This window comes from Lysinibacillus phoenicis (genome assembly GCF_047238325.1).
GTDB lineage: Bacteria > Bacillota > Bacilli > Bacillales_A > Planococcaceae > Lysinibacillus > Lysinibacillus irui.
Genome location: NZ_JBDFMP010000002.1, coordinates 765,947 through 781,704, shown reverse-complemented (window position 1 = coordinate 781,704; position 15,758 = coordinate 765,947). Strand labels below are relative to the sequence as shown.

The 15,758-nt window shown below is 35.9% G+C and carries 12 protein-coding genes; 7 read left to right on the top strand and 5 right to left on the bottom strand.

Annotated elements, in window-relative coordinates; translation table 11 throughout:
* The first annotated feature begins 138 nt into the window (after window positions 1-138).
* The 4 genes from ABC382_RS05260 to ABC382_RS05245 all read left to right on the top strand — a co-directional run bounded on the left by ABC382_RS05260 (window position 139) and on the right by ABC382_RS05245 (window position 7,757).
* Complete coding sequence (locus ABC382_RS05260) at window positions 139-324, top strand: hypothetical protein (RefSeq protein ID WP_274796908.1); 186 nt, start codon at window positions 139-141, stop codon at window positions 322-324.
* Window positions 325-960: 636 nt separating this feature from the next.
* Window positions 961-5,085 carry a chitobiase/beta-hexosaminidase C-terminal domain-containing protein gene (locus tag ABC382_RS05255; RefSeq protein WP_412926641.1) on the top strand — a complete coding sequence of 1,375 codons (4,125 nt, stop codon included), beginning with the start codon at window positions 961-963 and terminating at the stop codon, window positions 5,083-5,085.
* A gap of 290 nt (window positions 5,086-5,375) precedes the next feature.
* Window positions 5,376-6,341, top strand: coding sequence for a phosphotransferase enzyme family protein (locus tag ABC382_RS05250; RefSeq protein WP_322610997.1), 966 nt, complete (start codon window positions 5,376-5,378; stop codon window positions 6,339-6,341).
* 342 nt (window positions 6,342-6,683) lie between these two features.
* A complete protein-coding gene (locus tag ABC382_RS05245; protein ID WP_322610996.1) occupies window positions 6,684-7,757 on the top strand; it encodes a phosphotransferase enzyme family protein in 1,074 nt (357 codons plus the stop codon).
* Window positions 7,758-8,136: 379 nt separating this feature from the next.
* Here the strand turns inward: ABC382_RS05245 and ABC382_RS05240 are convergent, their stop codons facing one another.
* The 4 genes from ABC382_RS05240 to ABC382_RS05225 form a co-directional block, all read right to left on the bottom strand.
* Window positions 8,137-8,574, bottom strand: coding sequence for a general stress protein (locus tag ABC382_RS05240; protein ID WP_322610995.1), 438 nt, complete (start codon window positions 8,572-8,574; stop codon window positions 8,137-8,139).
* A gap of 263 nt (window positions 8,575-8,837) precedes the next feature.
* A complete protein-coding gene (locus tag ABC382_RS05235) occupies window positions 8,838-10,070 on the bottom strand; it encodes an MFS transporter (RefSeq protein WP_322610994.1) in 1,233 nt (410 codons plus the stop codon).
* Window positions 10,071-10,143: 73 nt separating this feature from the next.
* Window positions 10,144-10,773 carry a LysE family translocator gene (locus ABC382_RS05230; RefSeq protein WP_322610993.1) on the bottom strand — a complete coding sequence of 210 codons (630 nt, stop codon included), beginning with the start codon at window positions 10,771-10,773 and terminating at the stop codon, window positions 10,144-10,146.
* 518 nt (window positions 10,774-11,291) lie between these two features.
* The gene (locus ABC382_RS05225) at window positions 11,292-11,546 is read right to left on the bottom strand and encodes a GlsB/YeaQ/YmgE family stress response membrane protein (protein ID WP_322610992.1); all 255 of its coding nucleotides are present in this window, start codon (window positions 11,544-11,546) and stop codon (window positions 11,292-11,294) included.
* 388 nt (window positions 11,547-11,934) lie between these two features.
* Between ABC382_RS05225 and ABC382_RS05220 the strand changes: the two genes are divergently transcribed.
* Window positions 11,935-12,393 carry a GNAT family N-acetyltransferase gene (locus ABC382_RS05220; RefSeq protein ID WP_322611033.1) on the top strand — a complete coding sequence of 153 codons (459 nt, stop codon included), beginning with the start codon at window positions 11,935-11,937 and terminating at the stop codon, window positions 12,391-12,393.
* Window positions 12,394-12,637: 244 nt separating this feature from the next.
* A complete protein-coding gene (locus ABC382_RS05215) occupies window positions 12,638-13,180 on the top strand; it encodes a GNAT family N-acetyltransferase (RefSeq protein WP_322610991.1) in 543 nt (180 codons plus the stop codon).
* A 346-nt stretch (window positions 13,181-13,526) separates the two neighbouring features.
* Here ABC382_RS05215 and ABC382_RS05210 read toward each other — a convergent pair whose 3' ends face one another.
* Complete coding sequence (locus ABC382_RS05210; RefSeq protein WP_412926640.1) at window positions 13,527-14,738, bottom strand: MFS transporter; 1,212 nt, start codon at window positions 14,736-14,738, stop codon at window positions 13,527-13,529.
* Between the two features lie 224 nt (window positions 14,739-14,962).
* Between ABC382_RS05210 and ABC382_RS05205 the strand changes: the two genes are divergently transcribed.
* Window positions 14,963-15,406 (top strand): Lrp/AsnC family transcriptional regulator, encoded by a 444-nt coding sequence (locus ABC382_RS05205; protein WP_322610990.1) that lies wholly within the window; start codon window positions 14,963-14,965, stop codon window positions 15,404-15,406.
* Window positions 15,407-15,758 lie beyond the last annotated feature (352 nt).

Genomic DNA, 15,758 nt, shown 5'->3' with positions numbered 1-15,758 from the left:
GAATGGATTATTTTTAAATATACAAGTTTAAATTAATCACGGTGAACTGTATCATAAGTAAGAGAGATTGTCGTATATTCTATCATCAGATACCAGAGGATTTTGCATTTCCACAGATCAACAAAAAGGACGGATATAATGAAATATAATAAAACAACTATGCTAAAGCTTATCAATGAACATCGAACGTTGCATGATGAATTAAAAAAGCTAAAATCTGAAATGGGTTTAGAGAAAAATTTTGCAGTAAAGGCATTGTATCATTCCTATGTTGCAGAGGATGGTCCTTATATGAAAGAATACCAAGATTTAGAGCGATTATAATAAATAGTTGTTGCCACTAACAAATAGTTGGAAGCAACACGAACCATTTTGAGCTGATGAGTAGATGATACTCATCAGCTTTTTTACGTCTCGCATTGTGATAACAGTAAGGAGAAAATGTTATCGCTGTCTAGTCAAATGGGCCGCCACTTCGACCATGTCAGTCCCTGTGGAAAGTGCCTTCCTATGCTGCCGTTTTTCCTTCTGAGAAAATATAGTTACTAGAAATGAAATTCAACAGGATAAAAGGCCTGTTAATACGATTCTCATTAACTATGTAAAAGATTTATAATGTACTATTTTACATAAAATTTAGAATATTAATAGTAAATTACAATGTATTTATTATTTATCTGTTAAAATTAATATGTTAATCAAGATTTTGGTGACCAAAATTTTGTTAATTGAATTCTTATCAAATAGGAATGAGGGAGGTAGTACTCTAAGTATGGGAATTTGATGGAATTAAAAAATTGAGTTAACTATTTCACCGATAGTAGGAACTCTAATACCCAAATTACAATCGGTAACAGGTTTATCAGTTTCGTTAGGTTTACAGGTGAGGGGAAGACAGTAATTGAATAACTTCACAGAAACTCTTTGATCATTAATAAAAAAATATAAGGAGCTAAACGAATGAAGAGATATAAAATTAATTTCGTTTCCAAAATTGCATTATCATTTTTACTAGTCATTTCAATGATTTTGCCTTACTTTACAGTTGTAAAGGCTGATACGACAGAGGCTATTGGAGTGGGGGAAGCGGTCAATCAATTTGATCCAACCACAGTGAAGAGTAATGTTACTGTAGAAGGATATATCGTAGGGTTTGCCAAAAGTGAAACTTCATATTCAGTGATAGCGGATAGTGACACAAATATTGCGATTGCCGATACACCGGGTGAAACAGATGTCACGAAAATGCTGTATATTCAATTACCAAGCTCCTATAGAGCCAATTTCGGTTTATATACTAACCCAAGTAATCTTGGGAAAAAAGTTAAAATAACAGGTTCACTAGAAAAATATTTTGGCAACCATGCAGGGCTAAAATCACCAACTTCAATTGATTTTGTTGGGGACGATACAACTGAACCAAATCCTCCCGAGACAGCAACAATTGCCGAAGCTCGTGCAGCTGTTGGAACTGACCGCACAGTTCAAATTCAAGGGACGGTTACGACAACACCTGGTAGCTGGGGAGGCAAGGCCTTCTATGTACAGGATGAGACAGCAGGGGTATATGTCTTCTCTAGTTCTGCAGAAGCAGGGAGCTTAGCTGTCGGAGATATTGTCAAAATCACAGGGAAAACTAGTTTATATAGTGGAGAAGTTCAATTTAATTCACCGACAATTGAACGACTTTCTACAGGGAAAGCACCTGCACCACAAACAATGACTCTTCCGATTGATGACAGTTTACAAGGTGAATTAATTACAATTGAAAATGTGAAGATTAAAGATTTAGCGCCATCTGGTACGTATGGTACATTTGAATTTAAAGCGGTCGATGCAGCAAATAACGAGCTGTTAATTCGCCATGATAACCGTACAGGCTATCAGTTCTCTCAGTTTGAAGCAGATGGATTCAATAACAATGATGTCATCACCGTGACAGGGATTGCGTCAATTTTTAACGGGACATATCAATTAAAAACGTTAAGCGCGGAAAGCTTCCAATTAGTATCAAACTATGAGCCAACTCAAGTAGGGAGTGTTAAAGCTTTACCAGCAACAGGCGAAGTTTATGCAGGAACAAAAGTAACATTATCTACAGATACACCAAATGCAATAATCTATTACACGATAGATGGTACTGAACCAACAACAGCTAGTGAGATTTATGATGCAGCAGCGGGCATTGTTGTAAATAAAGCCATGACAATTAAAGCATTTGCTACTGCAACTGGTTTAGACGATAGTGAAGTTGCGTCCTTTAATTTTACAGTGAAAGAAGAGCCGACCGTTATTTCCATTACGGAAGCACGAAATAAAGAAATCGGACAAACTGTCATCGTATCAGGTATTGTAACAGCAAAATTAGAAACAGCTACAGCACATATTCAAGATGAAGATGGAGCGGCGATAGCCATTTATCCTGCTGATAGTCTTACTGCAAATGTCGGTGATCGGGTGACGGTGCAAGGTCAAGTAGCTGAATATAGCGGACTCAAGCAATTAGTGAATATTTCGCTTGTTGGCGTGCCTGTTCCTTCGACAATACCAGAGCCACACATTATCAAGAGTAATGAGGTTGCAGAAGACAATGAATCGAAATTAGTAACAATTAAAAATGTGGCCATTACTGGTTCGGGTCAAAACTTTACAGGAACTGACCAAGTAGGCACATTTGCTATTTACGATAAAACACGAGACTCTGGTTTAGTGAGTGGAAAAACGTATGGGGAAATTACAGGGATTGTTGGTCAATATACAAACCATCAACTGCTCCCGCTTCGCATTATTGAGGATGTAACAAAGGTTCAGGATATCAAAGCTTCTCACGTTGGAGGCGTAACAGCTGGCACGAAAGTCTCGCTTTCTACAATGACAGAAGGTGCAACGATTTATTACACAGTGGATGGCTCAACACCAACTAATGCAAGTACAAAGTATACAGAGGAAATCCTTGTTAATAAACCAATGACGATTAAAGCGATTGCGGTAAAAGAAGGTTTAACAAACAGTGCAATAGCTACATTTGTTTATGAAATTATTGATACTAAAAATGCCAAGATTAGTGATATTCAAGGGGCAAGTCATACATCACCATATGTTGATTTAACGGTAAATGATGTGGAGGGAATCGTAACATTCGTTATTAATTCATCGAGCTTCATTATGCAAGAAGTCGATTCGGCATTCGATGGCGTAAAATCAACTGCGATCAAGGTAAATAAGTCTGCACATAATGTAGCGGTAGGGGACATTATTAAAGTATCAGGAAAAGTAATGGAAGAGGGTGGCAACTCTCGATTGAAAGATACGCAAATTTCAGCAGCCAATATTACAAAAACAGGTACAGCAGTAATTCCAAAAGCGCTTGTGATAGGAGAGGACCTATTCCCACCAAATAAAATAATCGATAATGATGCCTTTAGCATTTTTGATCCACAAGAAGATGGTATTGATTTTTGGGAATCAATCGAGTATATGCGTGTATCATTTCCAGAAGCAAGAGTGATTGGACCAATATATAATAATGATTCTCCAATTGTTGTACCAAGCACAACTAATAATACATTTAATGTCAATGGCGGTTTAAATATTGCGGCCGATGATTATAACCCCGAAAAAATTATGCTTGAAGGGGTAGCCGGGAAAAACTATGATTCAGGTGATCGTTTTAATGAAGCCCTTATCGGATTTGTAGAGAATTTTACAGATGGCTATCGACTAAACACGAATAAAGTATTCCCGGAAGTGACAAAGGCGAATATTCAACAAGAAGTGACGCATCTCGAACCAGTAGCGGACAAGTTAAATGTCGCTTCTTATAATATCGAAAACTTCTCGAATAATCCTGCCAACACATCAAATGAAAAAGTAGCCAGAATTGCATCGACATTTGTGAAAAATATGAAGTCACCAGATATTATTACATTAGTCGAGGTACAAGATAATGATGGGCAAATTGATTCAGGAAATGCTGATGCATCAGAAAGCTACATGCGATTAATTAATGCGATTAAAGCTGCTGGTGGCCCTGCTTATGATTGGATTGACGTCATGCCAATTAACAATACAGTAGGTGGTGCACCTGGTGGTAATATTCGTGTAGGTTACTTATATAACCCGACGCGTGTTTCGTTAGTGACAGGTACAAAGGGATTGGGTGACCAAGCGAATACGTGGACAGCAGATGGAAGCCTTGCTTTAAATCCTGGCTTTGTAGATCCATCAAAATTTGTAGATACACGTAAACCAATTGCAGCAGAATTTGAATTCCAGGAAGAACGAGTAGTTATTATCGGAGCTCACTTAAATTCTAAAGGTGGGGATGGCTCACTGTGGGGACCAACGCAGCCGCCGGTGTTAGAATCCGTAACGAAACGTATTCAGCTTGCTCAAGCCATCAATGATTTTATCGATGAAGGACTTGCCATAAATCCGGAATTAAATATCATTGTAGCAGGGGACATGAATGACTTTGAATTCACACCAGCTCTTGAAACGTTAAAAGGTGATGTATTAACGAATATGGTAGATAAAGCGCCAGAGCAAGACCGATTTACGTACTTCTTCCAAGGGAACAATCAAGTGTTGGATTATATTTTAGTTTCGAATAATCTTGCTGATGATGCGAAAATTGACTTAATTCATATGAATGCGAACTTTACAGAAGCACAAGGGCGTGCATCGGATCATGACCCTGTCTTAGTTCAAATTGATTTGAAGGCAGGGAATGAGGAAGTGCCAACACCAATCATACCTGAAAATGTATACAACTTTGATAACTACAAAACAGGTAAGTTAATAATGAATCGCGAAAGTATTTCGCTAACGTTAGGGAAAAATACGAACATTAAAAATGGAATCGCGGTATTTAGTGAATATGCGGAATTCCACGGGGAAGGATTCGCAGACAAAACAGTAACAATTAGTCCGAAAAAAGGAAATGCGATTATTGATTTTAAAGGTACACAAATTGGAAAAATAATTATCGAAGGAAAAAATGTAAAAGAGATACGAAATTTACCTACTGAAGCGAACATCACCTATACGAAAGGGGCTTCAGAAGAGGAAATTGAGTTTAAGTAATAGCTCATTGCGGTAAGTTGGTTTATAAACATAGAGTTTAGTAGACAAAAAACCGAAAAATGTTGTTTAACGTCATTGGGGAAAAATTCCTTTATGACGTTTTTATGTATTTTTGAGCATCATGTATTTAAATGAATTACCTTGAAAGAAGGTTTCAACTTTTAATTGACTATTACTTTAAATCATAAATTGGATAATCTATGTTATTATTTAAATGTAAGTTTTGATAAATTTTGTTATTAATTAGTTGATTTAAACTCTTACTTATTTAGACAGGAGGTAGCGATGACATGGAACAAAAATTACTAGAATTACTCAACGAAATATATCCAGTGGATTTTATAATAGTTGAAGCAGTAACAAATGAAATGTTTCGCTGTACCGCAACACAAGGTGAATACTTTGCAAGAATAACAAACTACAAAGGTTATGATGAACAATTAGAAGAGGTTACATATACAAACTACCTACATAATGAAGGACTAGGTGTATCACCTGCAATTGTCTCAATAAAGGGTAGAGTGGTAGAAAAGATAACCTTAAATAACAAGGAATTATTAACTGTTCTTTATGAATCCGCAGCTGGTAACCATTTACCAAGGAATGAATGGAATGCAAATGTTTTAAAAGAGTTAGGTAGACAAATAGGTAAATTACATCGCCTCTCTAGAAAATTTGAGGAGATACATCCGACTAGATATATCAATGATTGGTATGAAAATGAGGAGTATGCATTCTTGAAATACATTCCTGAGGAAGAGACTACGATTAGAGATGTGGCACAAGAAATATTAAGTACAATAAAAAACATGCCACAAGACAGTTCGAATTATGGATTGTTACACGGTGACTTATGGTTAGAGAATATATTAGTAGATCAAGATTTAAAGCTGTCAATGGTTGATTTTCAAGATTGTGAGAAAAATTATTATATCTTTGATTTAGCTGTTCCCATATATAGTGCGATCGAGTATTCATTTGTCGGTGGTGGGAACATCATTGAATATGGAAGAGGTATTTCAAAAGCAATCATCGAAGGATACCAAGAGGAAAACAATCTCCCAAAGGAAATGTTAGATAAACTTCCTCTATTTATCAAACTAAAAGAAATCTTTGAGTATAGCTTGATGCATATGTATTGGAATAAAGAAAACTTAGCGGAAGAACAGATAAGAATAATGAACCATTTTAGAATGAGAATTGAAAAAGATCATTCTTTCCTTGACACAAACGGTTTGTTGAATCAAATCAAATAAGGGATTAACTGTAATTGTAATAGAAAGTGAAGAACTAGACCCTTTATCATGCATGCCTTTAAAAATAATCTATCAAAAATAAACGGACGCTTTTCTGTAATAAGGAAGGTGTCTTTATTCATAGAAAGGACTATTAATTATTAGAACGAAATGTTTTGTAAGTTATTAAGTAACTTCATTAAAAAAGGTATTTATAGGAATTTGTTGAATAATTTAATAAAACGATAAAAAAATGTAATTTGGAGTTCGTTTAATTGAACTTATGTGCGAAGGTTGCAGACCCTTCAAATTATTCCTAACAGGGTTTTTAACTACTTGACTTGCTAAGGGAGGAGAAGATTTATGACTTATAATGAGGTTGTTAAAATGGGTGATACATATTTACTTCCATTAATATCAGAGTTGTACCAGTTGGAAGGCTATGAAATCAAGCCAGTTCAAGCACATACTGGAGGGCGTAATGTTGTTTATACCTGTGAAAAAGAGGGCACCGACGTTAAAATACTTAGAATCGCTTTCTTAAATGACAGAAGCCGAGAAGATTATCTTGGCGAAGTTGAGTATATCAGGTATTTATTCGAGCATGGCGGAAGTGTCTCAGATGTCATCAACTCAAGAAATGGGAATCTCTTAGAAGAGATTACTCATCAAAATTATACCTTTTTTGTCTGCCTGTTTAAAAAGGCTAAGGGAAAAATGCTTGTGGAAAATAATTATCGGTACAGGGAAGGCGTTTCGATTACCGAATATTATTATAACTGCGGTAAGGTGCTGGGGAAACTGCATCAATTATCGAAAGAATATAGTCCCGTCCATCGTCGGTATAGCTTTTTTGATAAGTACAATGTCGAATATATTAATAAATTGATACCTAGCTCCTTAATTCTGCTTAAGGAGAAGCTAGTCGAGCTACTTAAAACCTTAGAAGGTTTGGACAGGAACAGTGAGTCTTTCGGTATGATCCATTTTGATTTTAACGATGGGAATTATAAGATAGATTTTGATACAGGACAAATAACCGTATATGATTTCGATAATTCATGTTTCGGTTGGTATATGTATGACTTAGCAGATCTTTGGACACAAGGAGTGGGCTGGAAACAGTTTGAACTGGATGCGGGAGAACGCAAAAAGTTTATGGATGATTATTTTAATTCTGTCCTTGAGGGATATAAATCTGAGACCAGTATCGATAATACGATGTTGGATCAATTGCCCGTATTTATCGAAGCGACCATTATGGAGAATATTTTAGATAGATTTGAAATGATGCAGAATAATGGCGAAGAGCTGGAGTGTGACAGGGAGCTGTCCTATCTCATAAAATGTCTGGAGGATGACATCCCGTATAAGGGTTTTTTCCATGAAATCTACTCTTGTGAAGAACCTTTTGAGTATGAGGAACGAAATATTTAGTCTTTTTGAAATACAGGGAAAGGTTTGATGACGAATTCCGGGTGCCAAAACAAGGAATTATAAATCATGCTTTAAACGAAGGATTATGGCAAGCAGGGGACTTCCTAAATGGAAGTCCTTTTAGGGGAACTTCTTATTTTGCTTGTTATCAACAATTGAAAAGCACTCAAACACAAAAGGGCCTATACAAAACTTTACAAGCTCACTAATTTTCTTACGCCATCGGAAGGAATCAAACCTATATTTTAAGAAACGCAATCTCATGTGCTTTCCATAATAGAGTTAATTCCCGAGGGAAGCTAATACATCTAGCGATTTACAATTATTAGCTAAAATCACTGCGTGTTATTTATGCGAACATTGAGCATTCATTTCGCCCTTACTCTTTAGGATGAAGAAATATCAGAATTTTACCATCCTCAACGTCGTTAGAATAACGTTCAGCTGCATCATCTGGGACTCCAATTTCCATAAGAGCATGTTTTAACCCGCCAGCACCAGAGTTAGCCCCTACGACTGCTCCCCCAATTGTTGTAATAATAGGACCTGCAGCCAACACAGCGCCAAATCCGGGAATCAAAACAGTGGATAATCCTGCTATCACGCCTGCTATGCCAATTGCAGCCCCAGTTGCAGCTCCAGCAAGGGCTCCATCTATAGTGGAGGGTTTTACTTCCAGTGTGTTTTCAGATAATTCTTTTCCTTTTTTAGTAATAACTGAAATTTCCTCAGTTGTATAGCCTTTCTCTTTTAAATCTTCAACAACTTCAGCCGCTCGATGTTCATTATCGTATACACCAATAACTTGATTCTTCATTAAAAATTACCTCCTGTTTGCTTCAACTGTGTTTTCTTTACCCGTTTTTTAGTATTTCTAGACACATTTCAACTTCAAGCAAATGTATACCAAAGATACTGTACAAATTTTCCATTGTTTGAACCAAGTTGTGGGCCTACTACAGCTCCTAAAGTAGTCGATTTTAATGGAAGATACCGAGCAACTAGATAATGATAATAATATTATGTCTTTGTGCTTTCAAAAAAGGACCTTCAGTCTCAATAGCTGAAGGTCCTTCTTTTTTATGCCATTTCATTTTTATTTTCAATATCTTCTACTTTGATAAATTTTAGGACAACGAACAGGAGAATGAATCCCAATACACCTGCCGTAATATAGCTGGCATTGAGATAGTTTTTCATTACAAGTGACATAATAGGAGGGCCGGCTGCAACGCCTATAAATCGCGCTGAGCTGTAAAAAGAGGATACGGTTCCTCTTAACTCTTTTCTAATATTGTCAGTAATAATTGTGTCAAGTGCAGGCAATAGTGCACCAATAGCAATCCCCACTATACTCGTTACGACTAATAAAAGTATCAGTTTTTTGCTTGTAAACCCAACGAAGACAATACTGACAGACATTGCTATTAAGGAGACAATGATTATTTTTTTAATCCTTCCCAGGTTTCCTTTAATTTTTCTACCGGATATATATGAAGCGATACAAAGTAATAAAAGGGGAATGGCGAGGACAAACCCTTTTTTAATCCCTTTTATATCATGAACTTTCTCGAGGTTTTCTGACAAAAAAAATAGCATACTAAATAATATGAGCATCACAAGGACTCCGTTAAGGAATACGGTATACAACCATTTTCCTTCCTCCTTGAAAACTTTTTTTGTATTACATAAAAACTCTTTGAACTTCAATGGTTCATCATCATCTTTAGGAGCTTTAACGAAGAAGAAAATAAGTATAATTGAAATCAGACTAAGCGCTGAAATGGAAAAGAAGGGCAGGAACCATAAAAAAGCGGCAAATATTGAACCTAAAATGGGACTTAACACTTTCCCAAATGTGTTAGACGTTTCAATTATCCCTAATGTAGAACTTATTTTTTCATCATCATCCTGATAAAGATCACCTACAAGAGGCAATACGATCGGCATGGCACCAGCTGCCCCTATTCCCTGAATAATTCTGCCAACAATAATTATTGCGTACGGGTCATCCATTTTCCATGAAGCAAATCCGGCAATCAGACCACCGATTAAAGCTAAAATTAAGCTCGGTAATATGACTATTTTTCTACCGAAGCGGTCCGATAAATAGCCAGCTACTGGGATAAGAAAAATAGCTGCGACTGAATAGCTAGTTATGATCATGCTCGATTGAAATGAAGTGATCCCGACCTTATCTTCCAGTATCGGGAGCACGGGAATAAGCATCGAATTTCCCAGTGTCATGATGAGCGGAATAGAAGTCAAACTTACAATACACCAGACACTTACATTAACCTTCTCTTGGTCCATTACCACACCTCGACTAATATTCTTTTAAAGGTATGGTTTCCTTTCGTGTTCATTTTATGCGCTGTTGGTGAGTTTATTGGAATAACACTTGGTAAGCCTGCTTACCAAAGTAGATTCCGAAACCAATCATTAATAACGCTGAGAAAAAAGAGACCGTTTTCAAAAGCTTTGTAGATAATAACTTCCGAGCGACACTGGATAAAAAGGCATAAATAAAATCCACAAAAATAATGCCAATCAAGATGGCTATGCTTACCAAAATGATTTCATACCCTGTAGAGATACCAGCGTTTTTTGCAAGTATGGAGCCGTATATTCCCAGCCAGAAAAGGATGGTTAGCGGATTCAAAAAAGACATGAAAAATCCGGTCATGATGGATTGTCTCAATCGTGTTCTTTTACCGGTTTTCGAATCCATCTCAATTTTATGTAGCGACAGTAAACTTTCGATACCGGTGTACAAAAGAACAAAACAGCCGAAAGACCATAGTATTGTTTTCAACCAAATGGAATTGACAAATTGGCCAATTCCAAAATATACGATAAACATATATATAATGTCCGTCGCTATGGCACCCAGACTAAAAAACCATGCATGAAAAAAGCCATTTTTTAAACCTGTATTTAATAAGACAGTCTTTACAGGTCCAATTGTTGCAGCCATTGATATGCCTAAAAAGATATAGGTAAACATAGAATCCATAAATTATCCTCCAATTATCAAATGTACTTGCATTTTATTCGAAGGCAATAACTTTTAGGACAATTTAAAAGGGCGATTCTAATAGGATTTTTGTAATTGTATTCGGTACTTTTTTTACAAAATTATTTCAGTGTCAGCTTTTTTTTATGTGATAAAATAGATATGTGAAAACGAATGTGCATTTCTTTGTAATTTTATGACAACGGAAATACCTCAATATAGTTAATTGAAACCAAAAGTAGCTTTTTGTACAAATTGCTGATAACTATAAAACTTGCTTAAAAGTAAGGTTAATACATTATGTAATAGGAGCTAACGTTATTCAGTAATTGGGCGCTGTTGTTGAATAAATCCAATTTACGGAGCCGAGGATTATTAAGTAAATAAGAACAAAATAAAAGCGGTCCTCCACAGATTAGATTGTGGAAGGCCGCCTTTTTTATAAACACTGTCTACATTATTGTTGTTACATTTGATTCACTTAACAGTATAGAAATAAACGAAAAGATCTATTTAGCTTACGAAGCTTTACGCAATGATTTCATAATTAAGCTCACAATGAAAACTAGAATAATTGCTCCTATGAGAGCAGGGAAGATATAGAAATCTGAAATTTTAGGACCCCAACTTCCAAGAAGCATACCACCAATCCATGCACCGATTATACCTGCGATAATATTACCAATAATTCCTCCTGGGATATCTTTTCCCAAAATCATACCTGCAAGCCAACCGATAATCCCGCCAATTATTAAAAACCAAATAAAACTCATACTGTCCAACTCCTATTTTTTATTTTAAATATTTCGCCATAGTGTTTTATAACCTTTATTCAACCCTTTCAAACATAAGGAGGAAAAAATTGTTTGAAGTTTCAAGGAAGATGGTGGACATTGTTATATCTAATATGTTTTGTCATCAATGAAGTGAAAAAATAGTGCGTCTGTTATTATCTCCTTTTCTAATCGGGCGTGTTAGCTGAAGATCTGATTGGTCTTTAAGTCGCTTTCTTAATGTAATTGAAGGAGCAGGTTAACTTAAGGAGGGATTTTTAAAAATTGAGAGAATAACTATTATAAGCCTAAATTCTGGAATATGAGAATATAGCTAGTTTCATAAAGGAAGATAGAAACTAAATAATAGTCGAGAGGAAAGATATTGATGGAGATAATTCAATTACTAAAGAAGGATGAATTATTTAATAAGGCTATAGATGTTTTTTGGAAAGAATGGGGTGTGGAAGGTGGTCGTGCTTTTTATGAAGATTGTATGATTAATGCCTTAACTAATCCAAATGACATACCGAGTTTTTACATTGCAAAAGTAGATGATAACATTATCGGAACTTATGCATTAATTCGTAATGATCTAAATAGCCGTCAGGATTTGAGCCCATGGCTAGCTTGTTTGTTTGTAGATGAAAAATTCAGAGGTAATTCTCTAGGAGCAAAATTGTTGAATCATGGACTGCTGGAAGCAGCAAAAAGAGGGTACGAATATCTCTATCTTACTTCAGATCTTAAAGACTATTATGAGAAATATGGTTGGGAAAAGATAGGAGTTGCATACGGGCCTAGTGGAGGGAGCATACCTTTGTTTAAAAAGAATACGGCTCTATAATTAATACAGCGATAGCTAATGGCAATAATTGTAAATAATTACTAAATCTCCTCTCTTTTAGGTGAAAACTTTAGCTAGTCTAATTAAATCAGCAGAAGGTATCTTGGCTATGGTTGAAAAACTAGGTCATATTGCAAAATCGGGGGGCTAATGGCGAAATAGCAAGGCTTATACAAAGAGGAGCTATTTTGCCGTTTCGTGTTTTTAAATATTTAGCATTCGAGCCTTAGGAGAGGAGAAAAAGATGATTGAATTACGAAAAATAAACGGGGATAACATAGATGAAGTAATAGCACTTGAAGTTGGTGAAAACCAGAAAGACTTTATAGAAACGACTAACCTCAGAAGCTTTGCAGACGCTCATATGATGAACGCAGACGGTATACCAGCGACTCCCTTTGCCATTTATGCCGATGAAATTGTGGTTGGATTCTTGATGTACATTTATGATACGTTAGATCATGAATCATTTGAAAATGAAGTTTTTTACGGGAAGAAGAGCTATTTTATTTGGCATATGATGATTGATAAGCATTACCAGGGGCAAGGATATGGCAAACTTGCTTTTGAAAAAATGCTGATGGATATTGAAACTTTGCCAAATGGAGAAGCAGAATATGTAACCCTCTTTTATCATACAAGTAATGTCAAAGCTAAAACATTATACGCTTCATTTGGTTTCGTTGAGACTGGAATCATTCAGGATAGTTCGATGTTAGCAATTAAAAAACTAGATGGGAACATAACAGAATCCTTGGTGAACCGGATCTCTCTGAAAGAAATGTAGGCTACAACGTCTTGACTATAATAAACGCAAATATCCAAAAGGAAAAACCGATTTTGTTAGCTCTGACTTAGTAAAAATATAATATTTTATACCGCGATCGGGCACTTTCAGTAAAAGAAAGTGTCTTTTTTTTGAAGCTCTCTAATAGTTCAGCAATATGTTATTTTCAAAGATGTTTTATCATCGGGAAGGTCTACTATACGGCAATAACAATTTTAAAATAAGACGATAAAGATCAACTTCTACCTAGAGAGACATGGTTTATGATTAAGCAAATAGAACCCCCCTTAGATAAACTCTTCTAAGGAGGATGACTACATTCTTTACAAGGAATATCATGATTTAATCATTGGTTTTTTTGAGGAAACCCATAAACATTTGCACGAAACGCTACTAGGAATCCAAGGAGAATGAGGATAAACATTACCCATGGAAAAGAACCCACATCAAATGATTCTATCAAGATTGCTCCAATTGCACTCCCTCCACCAATAGCGAGATTCCAAACAGTAACTAACATAGATTGGGCAATATCCGCACCCTTTTTAGCATTGTCTGCTATTGCTGTTTGCGTCAGTGTTGCTGCTCCTCCAAAGGTTAAACCCCATAAAGTTACAGCAATATAAATGATCATAGGATGATTAATTCCGATACCTAATGCTAATGAAGCTAATCCAAATCCGACCAGACTAATTAAAACTAAAGTACGTAGTCTACGCTCAATGAATATACCTATAATCCAGATTCCAACTAAAGATGCAGTACCGAAAACAAGTAAAACCAAATCAACTCGTTGGGCAAGACCTGCTTTGGAAAGGTAAGGTGCGATATAAGTATAAAGAATGTTATGAGAAAGTATCCAAGCTAATACAACAAACAAAATTGGGCGAACTCCAGGGGTAATGAAAACCTCGAGAAGGGTCACTCGCTTTTCAGATATTTGCCCAGGGAAGTCAGGTATTTTCCAGATAATCCATAAAATCAATAATACGGCTAAGAGTGACATTATTCCGAAGACAGATCTCCAGCCAACAAGGGAACCGAGAAATGTCCCAACAGGAACACCAAAAGCTAATGCAAGAGGAGTACCAATCATAGCTACTGCCATTGCTCTTCCCTTCAGTGACTCTGGTGCCATAAGTCGTGCATACCCCGCTGTCATTCCCCACAGGACTCCAGCGGTTACACCCGCAAAGAAGCGAGCTATTATAGTTAAGGTCAAACTAGTAGATAAGGCTGTAATAGTATTAAATACAAGGAATCCAATAATACATAAAAGTAGCAAGGGCTTCCTGTTCCACCCTTGTGTTGCAGTGGTTATTGGAATGGCTGCAATCAGTGAACCAAGAGCATAAGCTGTAACAAGTTGACCTGCAAGGGATTCGGACACACCGAGTCCTTTACTTATCTCTATTAGTAAACCAGCAGGTATAGTTTCGGTAAGGATGCATATAAATCCAGCCATAGCTAGTGCAATTAAACCTGCCCAAGGAAGACGATCTGAAGGTATTACATAAGATTTTTCATTTTGTTTCGTTAAATCAATATTATTTTCCATTTATAAAATGCCCCCTGATTAGTTGATAAGATTAATTATACTAATCGTATTTTGAATTTTACATTTGATAATAAAGGAATAATTACATGTCTAACTATAAAATCAATGTATTTTGGTGATATTGCATTTGAAGTATAATATAATGATGGAGGCATCATATTTATCTTACAATTTGATTAGCTAAAGCAAGCTATAAGGATCGTCTAATATAAAGGGGTGTTTAAATGGATAGTATTGATGGAGATATACTAATGTATTTACAATCAGATGCTCGGTTGTCAATGACTGCTCTTGGAAAGCTTATAGGATTATCTCAACCAGCAATAACAGAGAGGGTAAAAAGACTAGAAGAACAAGGAGTGATAAAAAGCTACAGAGCTAAAATATCGAATGAGAAAGTTGGAAAATCTATTGTTGCTTTTATCCTTTTCCGGACCACAAAGTGCAATAATTTCGTTGATTATTGTAAGCAGGCTTCACAAGTAGTTGAGTGTCACCGAATTAGCGGGGAATACAATTATTTAATTAAAGTTGTAGTTGAATCAACAAAGGAACTTGAATTATTTGAAAATGATAGTATGAAGTACGGCGATTCTACGACATTGATTTCCTTATCATCACCTATTGAAGACAAGGCATTGATACCAAATTTAAGTGTTGATTATTAAAAGTATAATTTTTTTCTTTGAATTAGTGAGAAAAATGGGAACTAAACGGGGAGAACGAGCTTTTGGAAGCTATGAAAAAGCCGAAGAAATTTTTCATTTAAAGGTATCATGCAGCTTCGAAACTCTATTGAGAGGAACAATTACCTCAATTTAATGCGGATGTAGTCATTAAAAATAATGATTTTAATTTTCCAGAATTTGTTTAGGATTAAATACTAGCTTCTTTCAACTATCTCGATTGCAAAAATTAAATTACTCCCATTGCCTTATCAATAAGTTGATAAGGCTATTATTTTATATGTTCATCCTTTTCCAAACCAAGTTGTTGTTGGAACATCTAAACGAACAGGGG